Raw genomic sequence first — 22,864 nt, 5'->3', positions numbered from 1 at the left:
GAGACTTGATATGAAAAACAATGTCCTCACTCAAGGTCTGTGTGCCTTCGCATTCACAATGACGGCATGTCATGTCAATGCTGCCAGTCCTGTCGATTTCTCAAATTTGGTGGAACAAGTCAGTCCTGCGGTGGTAAGCGTCAATGTTGTCAAGAAAATGAGTGAACAAGAACTGCTGCAACAGCAAGTTCCTGAAATTCTGCGCCGTTTTTTTGGTAATCAAATTATTATTCCGCAGCAACGCGCACCACAAGAAAAGACCGGTTATGGTAGTGCGTTCTTTATTAGTAAAGATGGTTATTTACTTACCAACCATCACGTGGTGGAAGATGCCTCTAAAGTCACCATTACTTTAAATGACCGCCGTGAAATTGATGTGACCGTGGTCGGCAGTGACGAACGGACGGATGTGGCATTATTAAAAGTATCGGGTGGTAGTTTTCCTGAACTACGTACTGGTAATGTCGATCAACTCCGTGTAGGCGAACCTGTTCTTGCGATTGGTTCACCTTTTGGTTTTGATTATTCTGCGTCAGCGGGCATTGTCAGTGCCAAAATGCGTAATATGATGGGTGAAACCTCTGTACCTTTTATCCAAACCGATGTTGCGCTAAATCCGGGTAACTCGGGTGGTCCATTGTTTAACCAACGTGGTGAAGTGGTGGGGGTCAACTCACGTATCTTTAGTGGTACAGGCGGTTATATGGGGCTTTCATTCTCCATTCCAATTGATGTAGCCATGGATGTTGCCGAGCAACTTAAGAAAAACGGTAAAGTGACTCGTTCATATTTAGGGGTGAGTTTGCAAGATATCGACCGTAATTTGGCAGAATCTTATAATTTATCGAAACCTGAAGGTTCATTGGTGACACAAGTTGCGCCCAACTCACCGGCAGCGCGTGCAGGATTACAAGCGGGCGATGTAATTTTAAAATATAACGGGACAGCGATTTCACGTACCAGTGAATTATTGAATTACTTAAATCGTTCAGCGCCGAAGCAAAAAATTAGTCTTGATATTTTACGTGATGACAAACGCCGTAGCATTTCTGCAACCTTAGATACAGCGCCAGATGATACGCCAGCAAAATCGACTACGCAGAATAATACCACCAAGGGGCCAGTTTTAGGCGTCTCTATTCGTGATCTGACACAAGCTGAGCTGACCCGTTTAGAGGTCAAAGGTGGCATATTGATTCAAGATGTTCGTGCAGGTGGTTTGGCTGCACAAGCACGTATTCAACCGAATGATGTGGTCACTTCTGTAAATGGTAAAACGGTACTGAATAGCAAACAATTTGTTGATGTGGTCTCAGAATTGAAGAATGGTACGGTGGCGCGTGTTGCCATTATTCGCCAAGGTCAACGTGCGATTGTGGGTATGCGTATCCAATAAGATCATTTAAGCCTCAATTAAAAACCGCCATAATTTGGCGGTTTTTTTATATTTTGCAATTTACCTTGGGTTTAATTTCATTACACTGAATGCTATGAAAAATAGCCTGATGGATAAAAGCCGCATGAGCGATATATTTGATGTCACCATCAAAGTCAAAGCAGAACATATTGATCAACTCGGTCATGTCAACAATGTCGTCTATGTGCAATGGATGCAAGATGTTGCAACGCTGCACATTGAACAGCTCGGTTTAGGGTTGAAAGAATATATCGCGTTAAAACATGCCATGGTAGCCGTTGAACATCATGTGCAATATCGCAAAGCGGCATTTGAAGGCGAGGAGGTTGTATTGCGCACTTGGCTGAATGATATCAATGCGCTGTATTCTTTTCGCCAATATGCATTTTATCGTCTGAGTGATCAAAGTGTTTTATTTATGGGAAATACCAAATGGGCGTGTGTGGAGATTGCCAGTGGTCGTCCAAAACGAATGTCACCCACATTTAGTCAAGCCTATCAGCCCATGGATGCATCCTTAAACCCGTATGATTTTAGTATGTATGATGCAACCCTTGAGCCAAAAGAATCGAATTCCTAAGAAAAATCTAGATTCATAAATGCGGGCGAAAAGGAATTGATGAATTTTGGATACATTGAAAAATCCATCTGCTATAATCCATCGCAATTTCTAATTGGCTTTTGCTGTACAAGACTTTTCATTTGTATGGCGTGTTTTTTCTTAAGGTAACCCATGGCGCAAGCTAAACAATCTGTTGATATTAAAAACATTCGTAACTTCTCGATTATTGCGCATATTGACCACGGTAAATCGACCCTTGCTGATCGTTTTATTCAAACCTGTGGTGGTTTGCAAGACCGTGAAATGCAAGCGCAAGTACTTGACTCAATGGATATTGAACGCGAACGTGGGATTACCATTAAAGCCGCTTCGGTGACGTTGTATTACACCCATCCGAATGGTCAAGAATACCAATTGAACTTCATTGATACCCCAGGACACGTTGACTTTTCTTATGAAGTGTCACGTTCATTGGCGGCATGTGAAGGTGCATTATTGGTCGTTGATGCTGCACAAGGCGTAGAAGCGCAATCTGTAGCAAACTGCTATACCGCGATTGAGCAAGGTCTTGAAGTTCTACCAGTTTTAAACAAAATTGATTTACCGCAAGCTGAACCTGAACGTGTGATTCAAGAAATTGAAGACATTATTGGCGTCGAAGCAGTCGATGCACCGACGTGTTCTGCAAAAACCGGTTTAGGTGTTGAAGGTGTCTTAGAGCGTTTGGTTGATGTTATTCCACATCCAGTCGGTGATCGTGATGCTGCATTACAAGCGTTGATCGTCGATTCTTGGTTTGATAACTACCTAGGCGTGGTGTCTTTAGTACGTGTTAAAGAAGGTCGTATCCGTAAGGGCGACAAAATGTTGGTGAAATCAACCGGTCAAACCCATATGGTGACTTCTGTGGGTATTTTTAATCCTAAGCATCATGAAACCGGTATTTTAGAAGCAGGTGAAGTAGGCTTTGTGATTGCAGGGATTAAAGACATCTTTGGTGCGCCAGTCGGTGATACGATTACCCTTGCAACAACACCTGATGTTGAAATTTTGCCAGGCTTCAAAAAGGTCAAACCACAGGTGTATGCGGGTTTATTCCCGATTGATGCTAGTGACTTCGAACCATTCCGTGAAGCGCTACATAAATTACAAATTAATGACTCGGCTTTATTCTTTGAACCTGAAAGTTCAGATGCATTAGGCTTTGGTTTTCGTTGTGGCTTCTTAGGGATGCTGCACATGGAAATCGTTCAAGAACGTTTAGAGCGTGAATACGATTTAGACCTGATTTCATCTGCACCAACGGTGATTTATGAAGCGGTGTTGAAAAATGGTCAAACCGTTTATATCGACAGTCCGTCAAAAATGCCAGATGGTTCAACAGTTGAAGACTTACGCGAACCCATTGCTGAATGTCATATTTTAGTACCCCAAGATTACTTGGGTAACGTGATGACACTTTGTGTGGAACGCCGTGGTGTGCAAAAAGACATGAAGTTCTTAGGTAACCAAGTATCGATTACTTTTGAAATTCCAATGGCAGAAGTCGTGATGGATTTCTTTGATAAATTGAAATCATGTTCACGTGGTTTTGCATCACTCGATTATAACTTTGTTCGTTTTGAAAGTTCATCATTGGTGAAAGTCGATGTTTTGATCAATGGTGATAAAGTCGATGCTTTGGCGATGATTTGCCACCGTAACGATGCCCGTCATCGTGGTATTGCATTGGTTGATAAAATGAAAGACTTGATTCCACGTCAAATGTTTGATGTGGCAATTCAGGCTGCCATTGGTGCACAAATTATTGCGCGTTCAACCGTAAAAGCAATGCGTAAAAACGTATTGGCGAAATGTTATGGCGGTGACGTTTCACGTAAGAAAAAACTGCTTTCTAAACAGAAAGAAGGTAAGAAACGTATGAAGCAAGTGGGTAGTGTCGAAATCCCACAAGAAGCGTTCTTAGCTGTATTAAAAGTCGAACGCTAGAAGAAAGGAAATAACCCATGGATTTTGATTTTAATTTAATTCTTGTACCTGCAACGCTGTTTTTTATTGCAGTGTGGCTACTGGATAAGTTTGTCTTTAAGCAAAGACAAACCAAGGGCAAGGGTAATGAAAATGTCATTATCACATGGGCTTACGATTTCTGGCCGGTACTGACGGTTGTCTTGGTCTTACGTTCATTCTTATATGAGCCTTTTAATATTCCATCGGATTCTATGGTGCCGACTTTAGAAACGGGTGATTTTATTTTGGTCAATAAGTTTGAATATGGCGTAAAATTGCCTATTCTCAACACCAAAATTATTGATACAGGTCGCCCTGAGCGCGGTGAAGTGGCGGTATTCCGTTATCCACCACAACCGACCATTAGCTATATCAAGCGTATTGTCGGTTTGCCGGGCGATCATATTGTCTATGATCATGGTCAACTCACCATTAATGGTCAAAAAGTGCCGAAGAAAGCCATTGAGTTTTCACGCGAGAAAGACCGTTTTGATACACCGACTTCAATTTATCACCAAGAAACGCTGGGTGAGCATACTTTCACCATGCGTGAACTTGATGGGGTGAATGTTGCTCGTCAGGCGCCGTACATCAACTTTGTTGAAAATGGTAAATATTCAAGAGAAAATGGTTTATATTGGGAAGTAAAAGTTCCGGAAGGTCATTACTTTGCGATGGGGGATAATCGTGATCAAAGTGCTGACAGCCGTTTTTGGGGATTGGTGCCTGAAGAAAACTTAACAGGTCGTGCATTCTATATTTGGATGCATAAAGAACCGGGTCTGAAGTTGCCTTCCTTTAATCGAAACGGAACAATTCAATAAACGTTTCAATTAGGAAAATAAAAAAATGAGACATCAGAAGGGTGCATCGTATTTTGCAATTTTATTTGCCATTGTCGGCTTTGCATTTATTGCCAAGGTTGCAATTGCAGTATGGGGACCGTATTGGGATGATCGCGTGGTAGATGGTCAAATTGAAGAATTGATCGCATCTGCACCGAAAAATACCCCGGAAAAATTTGTTCAGCAACTTAGTCAGCGTTTGGATATGAATAATATCCGTGACTTTAATATTAAAGACAATATTAAAGTTGCCAATGATGGTCAGTTGCTGGTTCAAAAAAATTATGAAGTTCGTAAGAATTTCATAATGAACATAGATTTAGTGATGAAGTTCGAGAAAGATTTTGATCAAAGCACAGTCAAAGCTAAATGATGAACGTCTTGCCAACCGGATCGGCTATCAGTTTACCCAAACTGATTTGTTGAAGTTGGCACTGACCCATCGTTCAGTCAGTCATAAACAAAACTATGAACGCCTAGAATTTCTAGGCGATTCTCTTTTAGGGATGATCATTGCGAACTATCTCTATAATGCTTATCCGAGCGAAAATGAAGGTCGTTTAACGCGTATGCGTGCAACGCTGGTTCGCCAAGAAGCATTAGGTAAAATCGCAAATGATTTAAAACTCAGTCAACACTTGATTTTAAGTACGGGTGAGCTTAAATCGGGTGGTCATCACCGCGAATCTATTTTAGCCGACACGGTTGAAGCGATTATTGGTGCAATTTATATCGATTGTACAGATATGAAGCGACTAGAAGCCATTGTGCTAAAATGGTATGAACCCTACCTTGACCATATTGAGCCTACGGATCAACTCAAAGACCCGAAATCTCGTCTGCAAGAGTATTTACAAGCACGTAAAAAGCCTCTCCCGGTTTACGAGGTTGTAGATATTCAAGGCGATGCACCCAATCAGCATTTCAAAGTGGAATGTCAGATTGAGGGTTTACCTTTGATGAGTGGTGAAGGTTCAAGCCGTCGTTTCGCAGAGCAATCTGTTGCGGCGGATATTTTAAAATTAGTGGAGCAACAGTCTTAATGACTACTCATTCCGATCACATTGATGCTGATCACGAGTCGCAAAGCGACAGCAATGACTTAATTAGCCAGTTCTTTAGTGAACAGGGCACAGATATTCCATCGGATTATCGCAGTGGTTTCGTTGCCATTGTCGGTCGTCCAAACGTGGGTAAATCAACATTAATGAACCATTTATTGGGTCAAAAATTGTCGATTACTTCACGTAAGCCACAAACCACACGTCATAAAATCGTGGGGATTGATTCACGCGAAAAATCTCAAGCTGTATTTGTTGATACACCGGGGATGCACAAGAAAGAAGTTCGTGCCATCAATAAAATGATGAACCGTGCTGCGCATTCTGCTTTACGTGATGTAAATTTGGTGTTGTTCGTGGTCGATGCGGACAAATGGACACCGAATGACGACCTTGTGTTGGAAAAATTACAACATGCAGAAATGCCCGTCATTCTTGTGATCAATAAAATTGATACCTTTGAGAACAAAAATCATGCTTTACCGCTTATTTTAGAGCGCGCGAAGTTAATGAATTTTGCTGAAATCGTACCGGTATCTGCATTACGTGCTGCCAATTTGGATCGCTTACGTGAAACAATTGAACAGTATTTGCCATTCCAGCCACCGTTGTATTCGTTAAATCAAATTACCGATCGTTCAGAGCGTTTCCTTGCTTCTGAAGTGATTCGTGAAAAGATTATGCGTCAATTGGGTGAAGAGCTTCCATATGATTTAACGGTTCAAATTGAATCATTTAAAATGGAAGAAGCCACCATTAATGAGAAAACAGGTCGACCTAAAGCGGCATGTACGTATATTGATGCAACGATTTTTGTCGATCGCCAAGGTCAAAAGGCCATTGTGATTGGTGAGAAAGGTGCAAAACTGAAAAAAATTGGTATGGACGCCCGTGCTGATATGGAAAAAATGTTCGAACAGAAGATCATGCTGACGCTTTGGGTTAAAGTGAAAGGCGGTTGGTCTGATGATGAACGTGCATTAAAAAGCTTAGGTTATAGCGATATCTAATAGCAAACATATGTAAAACTGAAACAGAGAACTTTCATGATAAAAGTATTATCCGTCGTTGTATGTGTATTCTTTTTACAAGGCTGTGTGCATAAGCTCGTGACGGTTCCTGTGAAAGTGGCATATAAAACCACAAAAGTTGCAGTCAAAGGCACTGCAGCTGTTGTGGGTGCCGTTATTCCTGATGGGGATGATGACGATGAAAAATCAAAATAAAATGACAAAAGCATATTGCTATGCGTAATGAAGTGTTGCATGGCTATTTAATTCATCATCGTAAATACCGTGAACGCAGTCATATTATCCATTTATTTACCCAAGAACATGGGCGGATCGATGGAATTTTAAGGCAAATGCCGCCACCACAGTATCAACCGATTCGTTTACAAGCCTCAGGTAAATCCGAACTTAAAAATTTCACCAAGCTTGAAATTGTGAATCAGCCGATTTTCTTTTTTGGCGATGCCTTTTTTTCAGGCTTTTATTTAAACGAATTATTATTACGTCTGTGTCCGCTTGAAGTGGAAATGCCAAAAACCTACCAACAATATGGCAAGACGTTGACTCAATTGCAGTTGTTATCAACGCAATCTAATCCTAATCAGTTTTTAAAACAGATATTAAGACAATTTGAGCATATTTTGCTTGAAGAGCTAGGCTATGCCATTGATTTTTCAGTTGATGCAACTCAATCCGAAATTCATCCATTGCAACAGTATTATTTTCAAATTAATGAAGGGTTCTCACCGGCAGTGAAAGCTTCACGTGCAAGCTTATCGGGTCAGCAGATTTTAAGCATGTTGAGCTATCAAAATGGTGGGGATTTTAATGAAGAACAGTTACAATTACTGACGAAATTATATCGACAGGTCATTACCGCTTTAATGGGCGATCGACCGCTAAAAAGTCGACAATTATGGATTCAAAACTCTCAATCTCAATCCTAGTGAGGAAACGGTGATGGCTGCATTACTTGGTGTCAATATTGACCATGTCGCAACTTTAAGACAAGCACGTGGTACGACCTACCCAGACCCAGTCAATGCTGCATTGATCTGTGAACAAGCCGGTGCAGAGGGGATTACTTTGCACTTACGTGAAGACCGTCGTCATATTCAAGATGATGATGTGCGTCGTATGCGTCCTGTTTTAAAAACACAAATGAATTTGGAAATGGCAGTCACTGATGAAATGGTGGCATTTGCCAAAGAAATCCAGCCGCAACATGTGTGTTTTGTGCCCGAAAAGCGTCAAGAAGTGACCACTGAAGGTGGTTTAGATGTGTTGGGTCACTTTGAAGATGTGAAAAAAGCCACTCAAGAACTGACTGTAATTGGTTGTGATGTATCTTTGTTTATTGATGCGGATATTGCTCAAATTGATGCTGCGATTGCCTGTGGTGCGCCAACCATTGAATTACACACAGGTGCTTATGCCGATGCTGAAACGCCTGAAGCACAGCAAGCTGAACTTGAGCGTATTGTCAAAGGTGCAGAATATGCGGCGTCAAAAGGCTTGGTGGTCAATGCAGGTCATGGTCTAAATTTAGACAATGTCACTCCGATTGCAGCAATTCCTCAAATCCATGAATTGAATATTGGTCATTCTATTATTGCAGATGCAGTATTTATTGGCTTAGCACAAGCTGTTCAACAAATGAAAGCTGTGATTAAAGCTGCCCGTTAAAATTTGAAAAGAAATTTATGTCAAATATTGATTATGATGAACTCATGAAGCCAGTGATTGGTTTCTTGGGCTGCGAAACACCGAAAGCTTGGCTAGATGAAGCATTACAAAATTTAGATATTTTGATGCAAGATCATGCCAACTGTGAGAAAAAAGCCGCAAGTACAGCGGTAAACTTGATGTTTCGTTACAGTTATTTTACTGATCTGCAAGTGAAGCTAGCACAATTGGTGCGCGAAGAAATGCTGCACTATGAGCAAGTCTTAGAGCTGATGAATAAACGCGGTCAAGAGTGGGTCGGCTTAAGTGCAGGACGTTATGCAGGTGGCTTGCGTAAAGAAATACGCACATTTGAGCCTGAAGCACTGATTGATGTGTTGGTAGTCGGTGCTTTTGTTGAAGCACGTTCTTGTGAGCGTTTCTATGCGCTTGCACCGCATGTTGATGAAGAGTTAGGGCGTTACTACCGTTATTTGCTTAAATCGGAATCTCGCCATTTTGAGGACTATCTGAACTTAGCCTATGACATTGCCAAGACTGCGAAATTGACAAAACCAAAAGAAGATATTCAACAGCGTATTGAACATATCCGTGAAGTTGAAAAAAATCTGATTTTAGCGCCTGATGAACTATTCCGCTTCCATAGTGGTGTACCGATTAAAGCAGCTTAAGTGAAATGATTTTTTAGCATTATAAATCCTCCAAGCATGGGGGATTTTTTTATCTATTGTTTTGACGAAATTAAATAAACAGCTTTCGTATACAAATGAAAATCTAGGCATAAAAAAAGCCCACTTCGCAATGAGTGGGCTTTTTAGTATTTGGCTCTCCAACCTGGGCTCGAACCAGGGACCTGCGGATTAACAGTCCGTCGCTCTACCGACTGAGCTATTGGAGAATCTGAGTGCGATTATAGAGAGATTTTGACAAGGGTCAAGCGAAAACTGTCATGTTTTTCGTGTTTTTACTGCATCTGTTTTTAATTTGCACAATTGTTGAAAAATGATGAAAAAAACTTGCAATACCGAGACCTGATTGCTAGTCTAAATTTATAAAGTCGTTTGATCGAAAGTTCAAACAGTGTGGATTTAAACCTACTTGCCAGCACAAAAATGGCTAAACCGGAGAAAGCGAATGTCTACGCTCAGCATCCCTCAAATTTTTCAAAATCTTGCTTTTTATCAAGCGAATTATCTTTCAATTCTTGCGCAACCTGAACAATACAACATTCCAGTCGAATCAGCTTATGTCGATGTTTGGCCATTTGCACGAATCGAATTGTGTTTGGGGGATTTGTTGCAACTCTGGTTTAGTGAAAAGTGGCTGATTCAGCCTTCAGAAAGAAACCTGATTGAGCTTGAGTTTAATTTAAAAAAAGATCCCGTTGAACGTAGCAATGATGTGTATTTGTATCAATTGACAGGCAATAGTTTCACTGGCAAAAATAAATCGAAGGCGTGGTCTTGCTCGCAGCAACAAGACCTTGAATTGAATGTAAATTCATTATTGCGTCATTTATTTGAATATAAAGCCATTTCAGGCTTAACCCATTTTCAGAAAATTCCGCATCATCCTTTGGGTATTATTTCTTAAAATAACGTTATCGGATGATCATGCAGGTTGCTGTCGCATGTGCATAGAGGCGACCTTGTTCATCAATGAGTTGTCCTTCAGCGATCCCTAAGTTTTTGCTGAGGTTGATAATTTTAGCAATGGCTTTTAGCTCAGTATTTATGGGTACAGGGCGGCACATCTTCACATTCAAATCAATTGTGCCATAACCCACACCCGCATCGAGCATTGAAAACACAGCACAGCCTGTAACTGAATCTAACACCGTGGCAGCAAAACCACCGTGTACACCACCGAGTGGGTTTAAATGACGCTCGTCTGCTCTCACTGTAAATTCTATAACTCCGGCTTCCACTGTGCCCGCAAGCATCGGAATTCTCTCGCTCATTGAAGGCATCGGAATGCTGCCATCACACATGCCTTGCATGATTTGCAAACCTGATAGGTGTTTAAGGCTCATCTATTATTCCATGTTTTAATTTTATTAGATTTGAGCTTAGTGGGCGCGTAGTCACTTCGCAATGATAAAAAATGACTCTGCGATATGTAAAAATTAAGAACTTAAATTTTAAGCATAAAAAAACCCGCGAATAACGCGGGTTTTTTGAATCTAAAATAATTAGATTATTTTGCAGCTTTTTCAGCTTCGATTGAAGCAATTGCAGCGTCAACACCTTCAATTGAGTCAGCCGCTTTCTTGATACGTGCAAGCGCATCAACAAGGACTTCATCAGCGGTTGCGTAAGAGATACGCATGAAGCCGCCAAGACCGAATGCATCACCTGGAACAACTGCAACACCAGTTTCTTCCAACAACCATGCAGAGAATTCTGTGCAAGATTTAAGACCTTTGGCACGAATCAATGGTTTGATGTTTGCGTATGCGTAGAATGCACCATCAGCAGGTAAGCAAGAGATACCATTGATTGCATTTAAGCCGTTCATCACCAAGTCATGACGACGTTTGAATGCTTCAACCATTGGTACAAGCACGTCTTGCGGACCATTCAATGCAGCTTCAGCAGCAACTTGCGAAATAGAAGTTGGGTTTGAAGTTGATTGAGATTGGATTTTTTTCATCGCACCGATGAGTTTTGCAGGACCTGCTGCATAGCCAATACGCCAGCCAGTCATTGCATACGCTTTAGATACACCGTTCAACACGATTACGCGATCGTATAGATCTGGTGCAACAGTTGCGATGTTGTAGAATTCGTCATCCCAACGGATCGGTTCGTACATGTCATCAGAAGCAACCATTACTTCTGGATATTTACGAAGAACTTCAGCCAATGCTTCTAATTCAGCTTTGGTGTAGATCATACCTGTTGGGTTAGATGGGCTGTTCAATACCACCAAACGTGTTTTGTCAGTGATCGCCGCTTCTAATTGTGCAGGTGTGATTTTGAAGCGTTGTTCTTCGCCACATTTCACAATTACAGGCACGCCTTCAGCGATGATCACCATATCTGGGTAACTTACCCAGTAAGGCGCAGGGATAATTACTTCATCACCTTTGTTTAACAAAGCCAAAGCCAAGTTAAAGAAAGATTGTTTACCACCGCAAGATACCAAAATTTGGTTCGCTGCGTAGTCAAGATTATTATCGCGTTTTAATTTAGCAATGATTGCTTTTTTAAGACCTGGCGTACCGTCAACAGCGGTGTATTTGGTGAAACCGTTGTTAATGGCAGCAATTGCTGCATCTTTGATGTGTTTTGGGGTATCAAAATCTGGTTCACCTGCGCCCAAACCAATTACGTTATGACCCGCAGCTTTTAATTCCGCAGCTTTGTTAGTCACAGCAAGAGTAGGGGACGGTTTGATGGCATTCACACGATCAGAGAGACGTACGTCCACGGTGGTATTCCTTCTTATAGGGATTAAAAAATAAAAAAGCATATTATCTTAGCCTAAAATCAGATGAATGGGGCAAGATAATTTGCAATAGTTAAAAAGAAAAAAGATTGGATTTGCTGAGGTTTATCTTAATTTTCGATGTAAAGCACTGTGTTATTTATGCTTTTTTTTGAGTGTGTTTAATTGTACATTTTGATCATAATTTCTAATAAAAAAGGTCACCCTGAGGCAACCTTTCTTTGAGTATTTAAAATGTTATGCAGTAAAACGTGATAAATCTTCTTCAGGACGCGCGGTTAATACTTCCACACCATTTTTGGTCACAAGCAATGTGTGTTCATATTGTGCGGATAGGCTGTGATCTTTGGTCACAACGGTCCATTTATCGCCCAATAATTTAGTTTTCCAATCACCACCGTTGACCATGGGTTCAATGGTGAAGGTCATACCTTCTTCTAAAATCATACCGGTATCAGGTTGTCCGTAATGCAGAACTTGTGGTTCATCATGGAACACAGTGCCAATACCATGACCGCAATACTCACGTACCACGCCAAAACGTTCAGATTCAACATATTGCTGAATGGCATGACCAATATCACCAATAGTCGCACCCGGTTTTACAGTTTCGATACCCCGATACATCGCTTCTTGCGCTACTTTACATAGGCGGTTTGCAAGAATAGAGGTTTCACCACCCACGATATACATCATGTTGGTATCGCCATGGTAGCCATCTTTAATGACAGTGACATCGATATTTAAAATGTCGCCTTTTTTCAGTTTTTTGCTATCCGATGGAATACCGTGACACACCACGTGGTTCACAGAAGTACAAATCACGTGTTGGAAGGCAGGGCGACCTGGGGCTGCTCCATAGCCTAGACATGCAGGAATGGCGTCTTGTTTATTCACGATATAGTCATGACAAATCGTATCAAGTTCGAGTGTTGTGACACCAGGAACGACATGCGGTTTGATCATTTCCAAGACTTCTGCTGCCAGTCGTCCCGCCACACGCATTTTTTCAATTTCGTCAGGGGTTTTGATGAGTCGACTTGGCGCTTTGTAAGTACTGTTCATGATCTCTAAAAACTTTTGGAAATTTGTATGTGACTATGGTATAAATAGCCGCCCATTTTATCAAATGCTTTTTCGTGAATAAATTTCGCGGGCTTTGTGCGATGGGGCAATAAAATCCGCACATATATCGACACATTTCTCTGGGTGCTCTGAAAAGAGTGGAGAATGCGGGTATATGGAGGCCTAACCCAAACATTAAGGTAAAGAAAATGGCAGATTACAACGTAGGCATGCGCGACCTTCTACAAGCAGGCGCACACTTTGGTCACCAAACTCGTTTTTGGAACCCAAAAATGCGCGATTACATCTTTGGTGCGCGTAACAAAATTCACATCATCAACCTTGAACACACTGTTCCTGCGTTAAATGATGCTTTGAACTTTGCTAACAACTTGGCTAGCAAAAAGAACAAAGTTTTGTTCGTTGGTACTAAGCGTGCAGCTTCTGCGATCATTCGTGAACAAGCTCAACGCGCGGGTCAACCATATGTTGATCACCGTTGGTTAGGTGGTATGTTGACTAACTGGAAAACGCTTCGTCAGTCAATCAACCGTCTAAAAGACCTTCAAACTCAATCTCAAGACGGTACTTTCCTTAAGCTTACTAAACGTGAAGCTTTAGAGCGTACTCGTGAGATGGAAAAACTTGAACGCGGTCTTGGCGGTGTGAAAAACATGGGTGGTTTACCTGATGCATTGTTCGTAATCGACGTTGATCACGAAGCAATTGCAATCAAAGAAGCTAAAAACCTTGGTATTCCTGTAATCGGTATCGTTGATACAAACTCTAACCCAGACAACGTAGACTACGTTATTCCTGGTAACGATGATGCGATCCGTGCAGTAACTCTTTATGCTTCTGCTATGGCTGATGCGATTATTGCTGGTAAAGAATACGCTCAATCACAAGCAAATGCACAAGCTAAAGCAGAAGAAGCTCCAGCTTCTGAGGCTTAATGCGTTAGACGCTAGCTTGTCATTTTTGCGACACGTAATGGTGGCAATGTAAGCGTCGTGTATGCAGGCGGCCCATGAGTATCCTCTGGGCCGTTTCTGTTCTAAAAGAATTCATTTTCTACCGAATTTAGGAGATAAACATGACTGCAGTTACAGCAAGCATGGTTAAAGAATTGCGCGATCGTACTGGTCTTGCAATGATGGAATGTAAAAAAGCGTTGACAGAAGCGGGTGGTGACATCGAGCTTGCAATTGACAACCTTCGTAAATCTGGTCAAGCAAAAGCAGCTAAAAAAGCGGGTAACATCGCAGCTGATGGCGCGATCACAATTGCTCAAGAAGGCAATAAAGCGATTCTTTTAGAAGTAAACTGCCAAACTGACTTCGTTGCTAAAGACGAAAACTTTGCTGGTTTCTCTGCGAAAGTTGCTGCTGCTGCTTTAGCTGCAAACGTAACTGAAGCTGCTCAAATCGCTGAATTGAAACTTGAAGATGGTCACACTGTTGAAGAAGCGCGTATTGCACTTGTTCAAAAAATCGGTGAAAACATCCAAGTACGTCGTGCGAAAATTGTTGAAGGTGAAAACCTTGCAGTTTACAAACACGGTCTTCGTATTGGTGTTGTTGTTTCTTACGCGGGTGATGCTGCAACTGGTAAAGGTATTGCAATGCACGTTGCTGCGTTCAACCCAGTTGCTGTAACTGAAGCTGACGTATCTGCTGAACTTATCGCGAAAGAAAAAGAAATCGCTGAAGCGAAAGCAATCGAATCTGGCAAACCAGCAAATATCGTTGAAAAAATGGTCACTGGTTCAGTTCAAAAATACTTGAACGAAGTTGTTCTTGAAAACCAAATGTACGTAATCGACAACGATAAGAAAGTTGCTGATGTACTTAAATCAACTGGTACTACAGTTGCTCAATTCGTTCGCTTCGAAGTAGGTGAAGGTATTGAGAAAAAAGCAGAAATGAGCTTCGCTGACGAAGTTGCTGCTGCTCAGGCTGCTGCTGCACAATAATTTTTACCTTCGGGTAAACGTTAAAAAAAGCCCCATATTTGGGGCTTTTTTTATATCTTAGATTCTCAAATGAAGTGCAACAGAGATTAAATTTTGGAAAGAAGCAAGATGAGCTAGCATTTTGCTTCCGACCGACCAAAGTCAAAGTTGCATCATGAACTATACTCATCTTACCCAAGAAGAAAGATATCAGATTTTTACATTGTTACGTGAAGGATTTTCTCAACGTTATATTGCTTGGAGACTGAATCGTTCACCTTCCACTATTTCTAGAGAAATCAATCGTAATCGAGCTAGAAATGGTTATTTCGCTAAGCATGCTAGTAAACTCGCTCGAAGACGCCATTGCTCTAATCCTAAAAGAATCCCTGATGAAATATGGGCAAATGTCATCTTTTATCTTGAACTTCAATGGAGTCCTGAACAGATTGCTTCCCGTGTTTCAGTCAGTCTGCATTCAATTTATCGCTTAATACGACAGGATAAAAATAAGGGCGGTACTCTCTTTCATCATCTACGTTTCAGAAATCAAAGAAAGAGGAAATACGGCTCTCCTGAAACTCGTGGTCAGCTGGCTAATCGTAAAAGCATTCATGATAGACCGATTGAGATTGAACAGCGTCATCGTTTCGGTGATCTAGAGATAGATACGATTGTGGGTAAGAATCATCAGCAATCATTGGTCTCGATTGTAGATCGTAAGACAGGTTATTTGTGGCTAAAGAAGTGTAGCTCACGTAAAGCAGAGGAAGTTTGCCAAACAACGATCAGTTTACTTGAGCCAATCAAAGATCAGCTCAAGACGATTACCGCAGATAATGGTAAGGAGTTTAGTCTGCATGAATGTGTTGCTCAAGAATTAGAAATAGACTGGTATTTCGCAGATCCTTATAGCGCTTGGCAACGAGGTACGAATGAAAATACCAACGGCTTAGTCAGACAATACATTAGAAAGGGAAGTGACTTAAATCAGTATACAGATGAATATATCTCAGAAATAACAGCCCGTATCAATCATCGTCCAAGAAAAAGACTCGGCTTTAAAAGTCCGAGTCAGGTATTATGGCAACAACATGGTGTTGCACTTCAAATGCTAATCTAAGTATCGAAATAAATATGATTCGTTAATTCTTGTCTGTCGTTACAGTCTGAAGCTTGATAAAATTCATCCAAATAAATGCATTTGATGACATGATGATGGCGAATAAGAAAAATATGGGTATCGGTGCAGTGATCGCTCTGTTGATCGCAACATATTTAGGCATTGATTATCAGCAAAATAATTTAGAATCTATCCAAAACTTACCACAACAGCAAAATCAAAGTATTCCGCAACATCAATATCCCGTTGAAGATGATTTAGATAAAATTCAGCAGGCATTCCAACATCAAAAAAGTAATATTCAGGTGCAATCTTCAGGCAAGGTGATTGCGTTACTTCGCGATGATAATGAAGGTTCACGTCATCAAAAATTCTTATTAGAGTTGGCAAATGGTCAAACTGTTTTAGTGGCACACAATATTGATTTAGCGCCACGTATTGAGGCGCTGCAAAAAGGCGATCAAGTCGATTTTTATGGTGAATATGAGTATTCTGATAAAGGTGGTGTCATTCATTGGACGCATCTTGATCCCGCACAGAAACATGCGCATGGATGGTTAAAACACCAAGGTAAAACCTATCAATAATCCATTTATAATCGTATAAAATGAAAAATCACCAAAATTGCGCTGAATGGCTTTATTTCGCTTGAATCTGAAATCTGAGTATCCTTTAGCTTTAAAGATTTAAAAATGTAATACAGCGCAAATGAGGAGCATTCAGCGATATTCAATCTATTAAGTTTTATCAATTTTCTCATTTCTCAGTAAATTTCAGCAAAATCCTAATTTTTTAATCTGTGTCTTTCAATTTCATTTCATTCTAATTTTGAATCAATTTTGAAGAGTGAAACAAATTTTATCGCTTTTCAAATAGCATCTTCTGCTGAAACTTATTTTTTAAAGTAGGTGATCTAAAAAAATCATTATTGTTGGATATGATTGATTTTTTGCATTGATCGTTTTGAACTGTATTCGATGGGCTGTTTAAAAATAGCAATGCGTCTAAAATAAGTATTTATGATTCAGTTTTGAGTGATGCAAGTTAAGGGAAACCATGTATTGCCCATTGTGCGAGCAAAACAAAAAGTAATAATAAAAAGAGGGCAGCGGGTAGTTCAATTTTTTCATTTGTTCAGTCATAAAAAAGCCACATAAGAATGTGGCTGAATATCAAATGTATTGCACAAGATAAATTAAGAGTTTGGACCTGCTACACGTTCAATACTCACATTACCGGTACCTGCATTGGTCAAGCCAATTTGCTTCGCTGCACCGTAAGACAAATCAAGAACACGATTACCATGGAATGGACCACGATCATTGACCTTAACGACAACACTGCGACCATTATTTTTGTTGGTCACACGAATGTAGCAATTGAGTGGCAGGCTACGGTGAGCCGCAGTTAAACCATTCATGTCGAAAGTTTCACCGCTTGCAGTTTTACGACCATGGAATTGACGACCGTACCAAGACGCTGTACCAGATTGAGTAAACTTACGAACAGTATTTGAAGCAACTGTATTGAGTTTTTCAATCACTGAAGGCTCTTCCTCAGGAATTGCAATTTTCGCTGCAATCGTTTCACGACGAACTTTATCGCCTGAACGCTCAGTGATTGAAAGGCTACTGATATTCGTAAAGTTAGCATTGAAGCTTTGAGCTTCTTTGTTCAGCAAGCGAGCTGCTAAACGCGAAGTATCATGATCATTGTTTAATGATGATGATTGAACCATATCTGCCTGCGATTGGGTCAGTGTGACCGTCGTGGCAATGGCCATAAAATATTTTAAGATTGAAGAATGCATCGAATCAACTCCTAACAGCATGGCAAGTGGGGTTCATCTAGTCAGCTGAAAAACCACATAAACATGCCTGATATTTAACTTATGCAACTACATTTGACGAAATGGATAATATTCATGCAGACAATACCCTGTCTAGTCTTTACCTAAAATAGTTTAAAAAAGTACGCGAAATAAACAATTATTGATTAATAAGTATACTAAATTGTAACAAATAGTGTAAAAAGTCCAAAATATGAACTAATTCTCATAAAAAAATATTGACATTTGGTTCTAGTGTTAAAAATTAATGTTAACGACTGGTAATTTCTGTACCCAAAAGCCACAAAGCAGTGGCATACATACGACTTTTGTTATAGGTCGTAATCACCTGAAAATTGGGATAAGTGAGGTAATAAATCGGACCGTAATTCTCTTGAAGTTGAATCACGTTCACCATGTCTAAATCGTCAATTTTAACGATAGGATTCAATGGGGTGATGCCTTGATTCTTTAAAACCCCATAAGGTGTAGGCAGGGTTAAATCCTTTGCAATAATTGCATCTGGGTTTGTGCCCGTATAGCGTGCTGCAAAAGCAATCGGCTGATCACGTTGCCAACCATGATTTGCTAAATAATTTGCAATCGAGCCAATTGCATCGACAGCTGAATTACGTAGGTCAATGTGACCATTGCCATCATAGTCGACCCCAAACTTGGTAATGTTGCTTGGCATGAATTGTGGATAGCCCACCGCACCAGCATAAGAACCCACGACAGAAGATGTCGAAATACCATCTTTATATGACCATGCAATTAGTGCAGAAAGCTCATCTTGGAAGTATTGATTACGACGATCGCCATTGAAGCCAAGCGTTGCCAAAGCATCACGGGTAATAAATGAACCTTTGTTGCTACCAAAACCGGTTTCTACCCCTAAAATGCCTAAAATAATCGCTTGTGGCACACCAAATTGTTGCTCAGCACGTTGTAAGGTCGAGGCATATTGTTGTTTGAAACGTACCCCACGCTGAATCGTGCCTTCAGACAGGAAATTCGTTTTGTAGCTGTACCACGGCTTACTTTCCCCCGGTCGACTCATAATGCTCAAAATAGACGGTAAATTTTTTGAACCATTCATCGCCCAATCCACTTGCTCATTGCTTAAACCATAGGTTTTCGTGGTGTTTTGCTTAAAGCTCATATATGAAGGATGTGTTTGGAAATCGTTGGCTTGGCTGAAACTAGTTAAGCTAAGAGCAGCAAGCACAACTGAAAGACGTTTTAGGTTTTTATAAAATTGCGAGTTCAACATTAAAGTACAATTTCCAAACATTTAGACGGGAAGGGTTCTTTTCAAAATCTGGCTTTTGAGCAATCTGAATCGTCTATATAGTCGCTTCAAATCACACAGAATTTGAGGATATCAAGATACCTCTAGATGGCTGCAAAACCTAGATTGTTATACAAAAAAAGACAAAGAAAGGCGAATTTAAGCCCAAAAAAGCATGAAAATAAACTGAATATGTAACAAGTGGTGTAGATATAAAAAAACCTGACCGTGGTCAGGTTTTTAAGGAGGTTCTGCGTTTAAACATAAAACAGCGTGTCATGGTATTCAGCCATGGCTTTCAATTCATCTTTACTGAGTTTCAAAATGATTTTGTCGGCAGCAATATTCACTGCTTTGATCACTGTTGACGCACCAATTTCCGCAGCTTTGCGTTTAATCATGCCTAAATCAAGGGTCTTGTTAAAGTCACTCATAAAGTGGCGTACAGTCGCTTCGCCAAATTGCTTATATAAGTTACTTAACGCTTGCGTATCTACATCTTGGCCAGCTTTTAAAGCAGCAAAATTCTGTTTTAAGTTGTTGACCAAGGTTGCATCTAAAGCTTCACCCACACGATATTGACCATCAGGATCTTTGAACAGGCTCTTTTCAGAGAATTCAATCGATTGACGAACCACATCATTTGAAGATTTACCGAGAAGCTGCTTCAGTAAAACAGCAACAGTAGATTTAATATAGCCTGCCAACTTTTCTGCTGTATCCCGTTTGTCGCTTGCTGGGAAGCGACGCACAAGTTCAGTCAAGATTGCATCAATAATCTCATCATTAATGAGTAATGCAATTTTGTCTCGAAGTGGATAAAGCGGTTCACTCGAATTTTTGTTTTGTTGCGCAGTCTGTATTGTATTTAAAAGCTCTGCAGATGGAACAAACCCGAAAAATGGCATTTTAAAACCTCAATGTTTTTATTGTCGCGCTAATCGAATAGGGCGAGGCATCCATGATAAGTCAGACACACGACATGGATTAATATCTAAACCACCACGACGTGTATACGTTGCATATACCATCAGATTTTGCGGCTTTAGATTTTGCCAAATATCGGCAAAAATCTGTTCCACACATTGTTCGTGGAAACCGTTATGCTGACGATAAGAAATAATATAAGCCAAAATACTTTCGTAACAAGGCTTTTTGCCATGATAACGTATAAATACTGTTCCCCAATCAGGTTGACCTGTGACTGGACAGTTACTTCTTAATAGATGTGAATATAGATTGATTTCTACATCATCATCGTTTGAATCATCAAGTGCCAATAATGATGCATCAGGATGGTTTTCTAAACGACTTGGCGTTAAATCATCAATACAAATTCCTTCAGGTTTGGCAATCTCTAATTCATCGACATGGAATAAATCGAGTTTGATTTCTGCTTCAGCGGCTTTTGATAAATCTTTTTCGACCGTGGCAATAAACGCATCTTTCGATTCGAATTTGGCAAAGTTTAGACTATTAAAGTAGAGCTTTAATGATTTTGACTCGATTAAATTTAGTGAAGATGCCGGTAAAGTGATGCGACCAATCGCAACTTGCGGTACACCTGATAGATTTAACCAAGAAATTTCGAAGACATGCCACCAATCTTTACCTTGTTGAATCCCTTCAACATGTGCATAAGTTTCACGCGCAGGTGCACGTGAAATCGGGAACAGCACATCAGGCTGATAAGTCGTTGGGTAATTGGTGTCTTTACCAAGAAGAGAATGTTCTACACTCATTATTCACGCATTCCTGAGCCACGGGAGAGTAATTGATATGCCACACCATAAAGGACAGCACAACATACCGTAATAATAGACAGTGAAATAGTCACGTTGACATCGCTATGCCCCAAAATGCCATAACGGAACGCATTGACCATATACACAATCGGGTTAATTAAAGAAAGATTTTGCCAAAAAGGGCTTAATGCTGATATCGCATAAAACACACCACCTAAATAGGTGAGAGGTGTCAAAATAAAAGTTGGGATAATCGAAATATCATCGAAAGATTTGGCATAGACCGCATTAATAAAACCGCCCAATGAAAATAGAAGCGATGTAATTAAAATCGTATATATGGTCACAAACCAATTGGTGATGGATAAATCAGAGAAAAATAAACTCATTGCGCTAACAATGATGCCGACCAAGACGCCACGAATCACACCGCCCAACACAAAGCCCCATAAAATGGTATGTAAAGGCACAGGACTCATGATCAATTCTTCAATACTTTTTTGGAATTTGGCACTAAAGAAACTGGATGAAACATTGGCATAACTATTGGTAATCACCGCCATCATAATGAGACCTGGTACGATGAATTCCATATAGCTGAATCCACCCATTTGTCCGATACGTGAACCAACCAAATTACCAAAAATCACAAAGTACAGACTCATGGTAATGGCAGGTGGTAGCAAGGTTTGCGGCCAAATTCGCATAAAGCGACGAACTTCTTTATAAACGATGGTATATAAAGCAACGCTGAGCTGATTTAAATTCATGCTTTTGCTCCATCTAGATTTTTTTCGACCATTTTTACAAAGAGTTCTTCTAAACGATTCGATTTATTACGCATGCTACGAACTTGAATGTTTTGTGATTCAAGCAATTGGAATAAGTCATTCATGCTGTGGGCTTTATCTAAAGTCACTTCTAAAGTCACTGGATCGACAAGATTAAAACGCACACCGATAATTTCGAGTGTCAAAGGTTCAATCGGCTCGACTAAATCTAAAATAAAAGATTCTTCATTGAGTTGATTAAGGAAGTTTTTCATGGTCGTGTCTTCTTTAATCACACCGCGGTCAATAATCGCGATACGACGGCACAACATTTCTGCTTCTTCTAAATAATGTGTAGTCAAAATGATTGAAGTACCTTTTTCATTCATCTCATTTAGAAACTCCCACATCGAACGACGCAGTTCAATATCTACGCCTGCCGTTGGTTCATCTAAAATGAGCAGTTTCGGTTCATGCATCATGGCGCGTGCAATCATCAGGCGACGTTTCATACCGCCAGAGAGCATGCGTGCTTGAGTTGAACGCTTTTCCCATAAGCCAAGTTTGGTTAGATATTCCTCGGCACGCGCTTCCGCAATTTTCTTTGGAATACCGTAGTAACCTGCTTGGGTGACTAAAATATCAAAGGTTTTTTCAAATTGTGCAAAGTTAAATTCTTGCGGCACAACGCCTAAAAATTGTTTCGCTTGGGAGGGATGGGTTTCCAAGTTGTGCCCAAAGATTTCAACAGTGCCAGCAGTTTTTTTTGTGAGTGAGCTGATAATGCCAATAGTGGTGGATTTACCTGCACCATTTGGACCTAAAAGTGCGTAAAACTCACCTTCAGGCACGCTCAAGTCAATGCCTTTCAGTGCTTGAAAACCATTTCGATAGGTTTTTGACAAATCCCTTAACGTCAATGCATCAGTCATGAATGTCTCAATTGGTGAAAAGTTGAGGTATTGTGAGTGATCTAGCATCATAAACCAAGTGATGGGGGAGCAATTCTTCGTTTCAAATTTGGAACATTGTATAAAGCTTAGGCAG

25 protein-coding genes and 1 tRNA gene are annotated in these 22,864 nt (G+C 40.4%); 16 read left to right on the top strand and 10 right to left on the bottom strand.

What is annotated here, in order from left to right; genetic code table 11:
• The first annotated feature begins 10 nt into the window (after positions 1–10).
• The 11 genes from GFH30_RS08740 (at position 11) to miaE (ending at position 9,262) form a co-directional block, all read left to right on the top strand.
• Entirely contained in the window at positions 11–1,396 is a 1,386-nt protein-coding gene (locus tag GFH30_RS08740; protein ID WP_153371864.1) for a Do family serine endopeptidase, read from the top strand.
• A gap of 124 nt (positions 1,397–1,520) precedes the next feature.
• Complete coding sequence (locus tag GFH30_RS08735) at positions 1,521–1,997, top strand: acyl-CoA thioesterase (protein ID WP_153371863.1); 477 nt, start codon at positions 1,521–1,523, stop codon at positions 1,995–1,997.
• Between the two features lie 153 nt (positions 1,998–2,150).
• Positions 2,151–3,968, top strand: coding sequence for a translation elongation factor 4 (gene lepA, locus GFH30_RS08730; protein ID WP_153371862.1), 1,818 nt, complete (start codon positions 2,151–2,153; stop codon positions 3,966–3,968).
• Between the two features lie 17 nt (positions 3,969–3,985).
• Positions 3,986–4,813: a signal peptidase I gene (lepB, locus tag GFH30_RS08725; protein ID WP_153371861.1), complete on the top strand. Its 828-nt coding sequence runs from the start codon at positions 3,986–3,988 to the stop codon at positions 4,811–4,813.
• 25 nt (positions 4,814–4,838) lie between these two features.
• A complete protein-coding gene (locus GFH30_RS08720; protein WP_153371860.1) occupies positions 4,839–5,207 on the top strand; it encodes a DUF4845 domain-containing protein in 369 nt (122 codons plus the stop codon).
• Positions 5,179–5,877 (top strand): ribonuclease III, encoded by a 699-nt coding sequence (gene rnc / locus GFH30_RS08715; RefSeq protein ID WP_153371859.1) that lies wholly within the window; start codon positions 5,179–5,181, stop codon positions 5,875–5,877. Before GFH30_RS08720 ends, rnc begins: the two co-directional genes overlap by 29 nt.
• Positions 5,877–6,905 (top strand): GTPase Era, encoded by a 1,029-nt coding sequence (era, locus tag GFH30_RS08710; RefSeq protein ID WP_153371858.1) that lies wholly within the window; start codon positions 5,877–5,879, stop codon positions 6,903–6,905. Before rnc ends, era begins: the two co-directional genes overlap by 1 nt.
• A gap of 36 nt (positions 6,906–6,941) precedes the next feature.
• On the top strand, positions 6,942–7,121 hold the full coding sequence (locus tag GFH30_RS08705; RefSeq protein WP_153371857.1) for an NF038104 family lipoprotein: 180 nt from the start codon (positions 6,942–6,944) through the stop codon (positions 7,119–7,121).
• A gap of 20 nt (positions 7,122–7,141) precedes the next feature.
• The gene (recO, locus tag GFH30_RS08700) at positions 7,142–7,852 is read left to right on the top strand and encodes a DNA repair protein RecO (protein ID WP_153371856.1); all 711 of its coding nucleotides are present in this window, start codon (positions 7,142–7,144) and stop codon (positions 7,850–7,852) included.
• Between the two features lie 13 nt (positions 7,853–7,865).
• Entirely contained in the window at positions 7,866–8,591 is a 726-nt protein-coding gene (gene pdxJ, locus GFH30_RS08695; RefSeq protein WP_153371855.1) for a pyridoxine 5'-phosphate synthase, read from the top strand.
• 17 nt (positions 8,592–8,608) lie between these two features.
• Entirely contained in the window at positions 8,609–9,262 is a 654-nt protein-coding gene (gene miaE / locus GFH30_RS08690; protein WP_153371854.1) for a tRNA-(ms[2]io[6]A)-hydroxylase, read from the top strand.
• Positions 9,263–9,413: 151 nt separating this feature from the next.
• Here the strand turns inward: miaE and GFH30_RS08685 are convergent.
• A tRNA-Asn gene (locus GFH30_RS08685) sits at positions 9,414–9,489 on the bottom strand.
• A gap of 236 nt (positions 9,490–9,725) precedes the next feature.
• Between GFH30_RS08685 and GFH30_RS08680 the strand changes: the two genes are divergently transcribed.
• A complete protein-coding gene (locus GFH30_RS08680; protein WP_153371853.1) occupies positions 9,726–10,184 on the top strand; it encodes a hypothetical protein in 459 nt (152 codons plus the stop codon).
• Positions 10,185–10,191: 7 nt separating this feature from the next.
• Here GFH30_RS08680 and GFH30_RS08675 read toward each other — a convergent pair whose 3' ends face one another.
• The 3 genes from GFH30_RS08675 to map form a co-directional block, all read right to left on the bottom strand.
• On the bottom strand, positions 10,192–10,623 hold the full coding sequence (locus tag GFH30_RS08675) for a PaaI family thioesterase (protein ID WP_153371852.1): 432 nt from the start codon (positions 10,621–10,623) through the stop codon (positions 10,192–10,194).
• A 164-nt stretch (positions 10,624–10,787) separates the two neighbouring features.
• Positions 10,788–12,023, bottom strand: a complete 1,236-nt coding sequence (locus GFH30_RS08670; RefSeq protein ID WP_153371851.1) for a pyridoxal phosphate-dependent aminotransferase — start codon at positions 12,021–12,023, stop codon at positions 10,788–10,790.
• A gap of 255 nt (positions 12,024–12,278) precedes the next feature.
• Positions 12,279–13,106 (bottom strand): type I methionyl aminopeptidase, encoded by an 828-nt coding sequence (gene map, locus GFH30_RS08665; protein ID WP_153371850.1) that lies wholly within the window; start codon positions 13,104–13,106, stop codon positions 12,279–12,281.
• Between the two features lie 209 nt (positions 13,107–13,315).
• Between map and rpsB the strand changes: the two genes are divergently transcribed.
• From rpsB to GFH30_RS08645, 4 genes are all read left to right on the top strand, one after another.
• Entirely contained in the window at positions 13,316–14,062 is a 747-nt protein-coding gene (gene rpsB / locus GFH30_RS08660) for a 30S ribosomal protein S2 (protein ID WP_153371849.1), read from the top strand.
• A gap of 140 nt (positions 14,063–14,202) precedes the next feature.
• On the top strand, positions 14,203–15,081 hold the full coding sequence (gene tsf / locus GFH30_RS08655) for a translation elongation factor Ts (protein ID WP_153371848.1): 879 nt from the start codon (positions 14,203–14,205) through the stop codon (positions 15,079–15,081).
• Positions 15,082–15,235: 154 nt separating this feature from the next.
• Positions 15,236–16,183 carry an IS30 family transposase gene (locus tag GFH30_RS08650; protein ID WP_153370942.1) on the top strand — a complete coding sequence of 316 codons (948 nt, stop codon included), beginning with the start codon at positions 15,236–15,238 and terminating at the stop codon, positions 16,181–16,183.
• 95 nt (positions 16,184–16,278) lie between these two features.
• Positions 16,279–16,770: a DUF3465 domain-containing protein gene (locus tag GFH30_RS08645; RefSeq protein ID WP_153373412.1), complete on the top strand. Its 492-nt coding sequence runs from the start codon at positions 16,279–16,281 to the stop codon at positions 16,768–16,770.
• 608 nt (positions 16,771–17,378) lie between these two features.
• On the opposite strand, the gene GFH30_RS08640 is transcribed toward GFH30_RS08645, so the two are convergent.
• The 6 genes from GFH30_RS08640 to GFH30_RS08615 all read right to left on the bottom strand — a co-directional run bounded on the left by GFH30_RS08640 (position 17,379) and on the right by GFH30_RS08615 (position 22,749).
• Positions 17,379–17,966, bottom strand: a complete 588-nt coding sequence (locus GFH30_RS08640; RefSeq protein WP_406565749.1) for a septal ring lytic transglycosylase RlpA family protein — start codon at positions 17,964–17,966, stop codon at positions 17,379–17,381.
• Positions 17,967–18,282: 316 nt separating this feature from the next.
• Positions 18,283–19,284 (bottom strand): lytic murein transglycosylase B, encoded by a 1,002-nt coding sequence (gene mltB / locus GFH30_RS08635; protein WP_153371846.1) that lies wholly within the window; start codon positions 19,282–19,284, stop codon positions 18,283–18,285.
• Positions 19,285–19,559: 275 nt separating this feature from the next.
• The gene (locus tag GFH30_RS08630; RefSeq protein WP_153371845.1) at positions 19,560–20,210 is read right to left on the bottom strand and encodes a hypothetical protein; all 651 of its coding nucleotides are present in this window, start codon (positions 20,208–20,210) and stop codon (positions 19,560–19,562) included.
• Between the two features lie 18 nt (positions 20,211–20,228).
• A complete protein-coding gene (gene queF, locus GFH30_RS08625) occupies positions 20,229–21,044 on the bottom strand; it encodes an NADPH-dependent 7-cyano-7-deazaguanine reductase QueF (RefSeq protein ID WP_153371844.1) in 816 nt (271 codons plus the stop codon).
• Complete coding sequence (locus tag GFH30_RS08620) at positions 21,044–21,817, bottom strand: ABC transporter permease (RefSeq protein WP_153371843.1); 774 nt, start codon at positions 21,815–21,817, stop codon at positions 21,044–21,046. The genes queF and GFH30_RS08620 overlap by 1 nt, the downstream gene beginning before the upstream one ends.
• Entirely contained in the window at positions 21,814–22,749 is a 936-nt protein-coding gene (locus GFH30_RS08615) for an ABC transporter ATP-binding protein (protein ID WP_153371842.1), read from the bottom strand. Before GFH30_RS08615 ends, GFH30_RS08620 begins: the two co-directional genes overlap by 4 nt.
• Positions 22,750–22,864: the final 115 nt, after the last annotated feature.

Origin of the sequence: Acinetobacter wanghuae, from assembly GCF_009557235.1 — a bacterium.
GTDB classification, from domain to species: domain Bacteria; phylum Pseudomonadota; class Gammaproteobacteria; order Pseudomonadales; family Moraxellaceae; genus Acinetobacter; species Acinetobacter wanghuae.
This window is presented reverse-complemented; position numbering and strand designations above follow the sequence as displayed.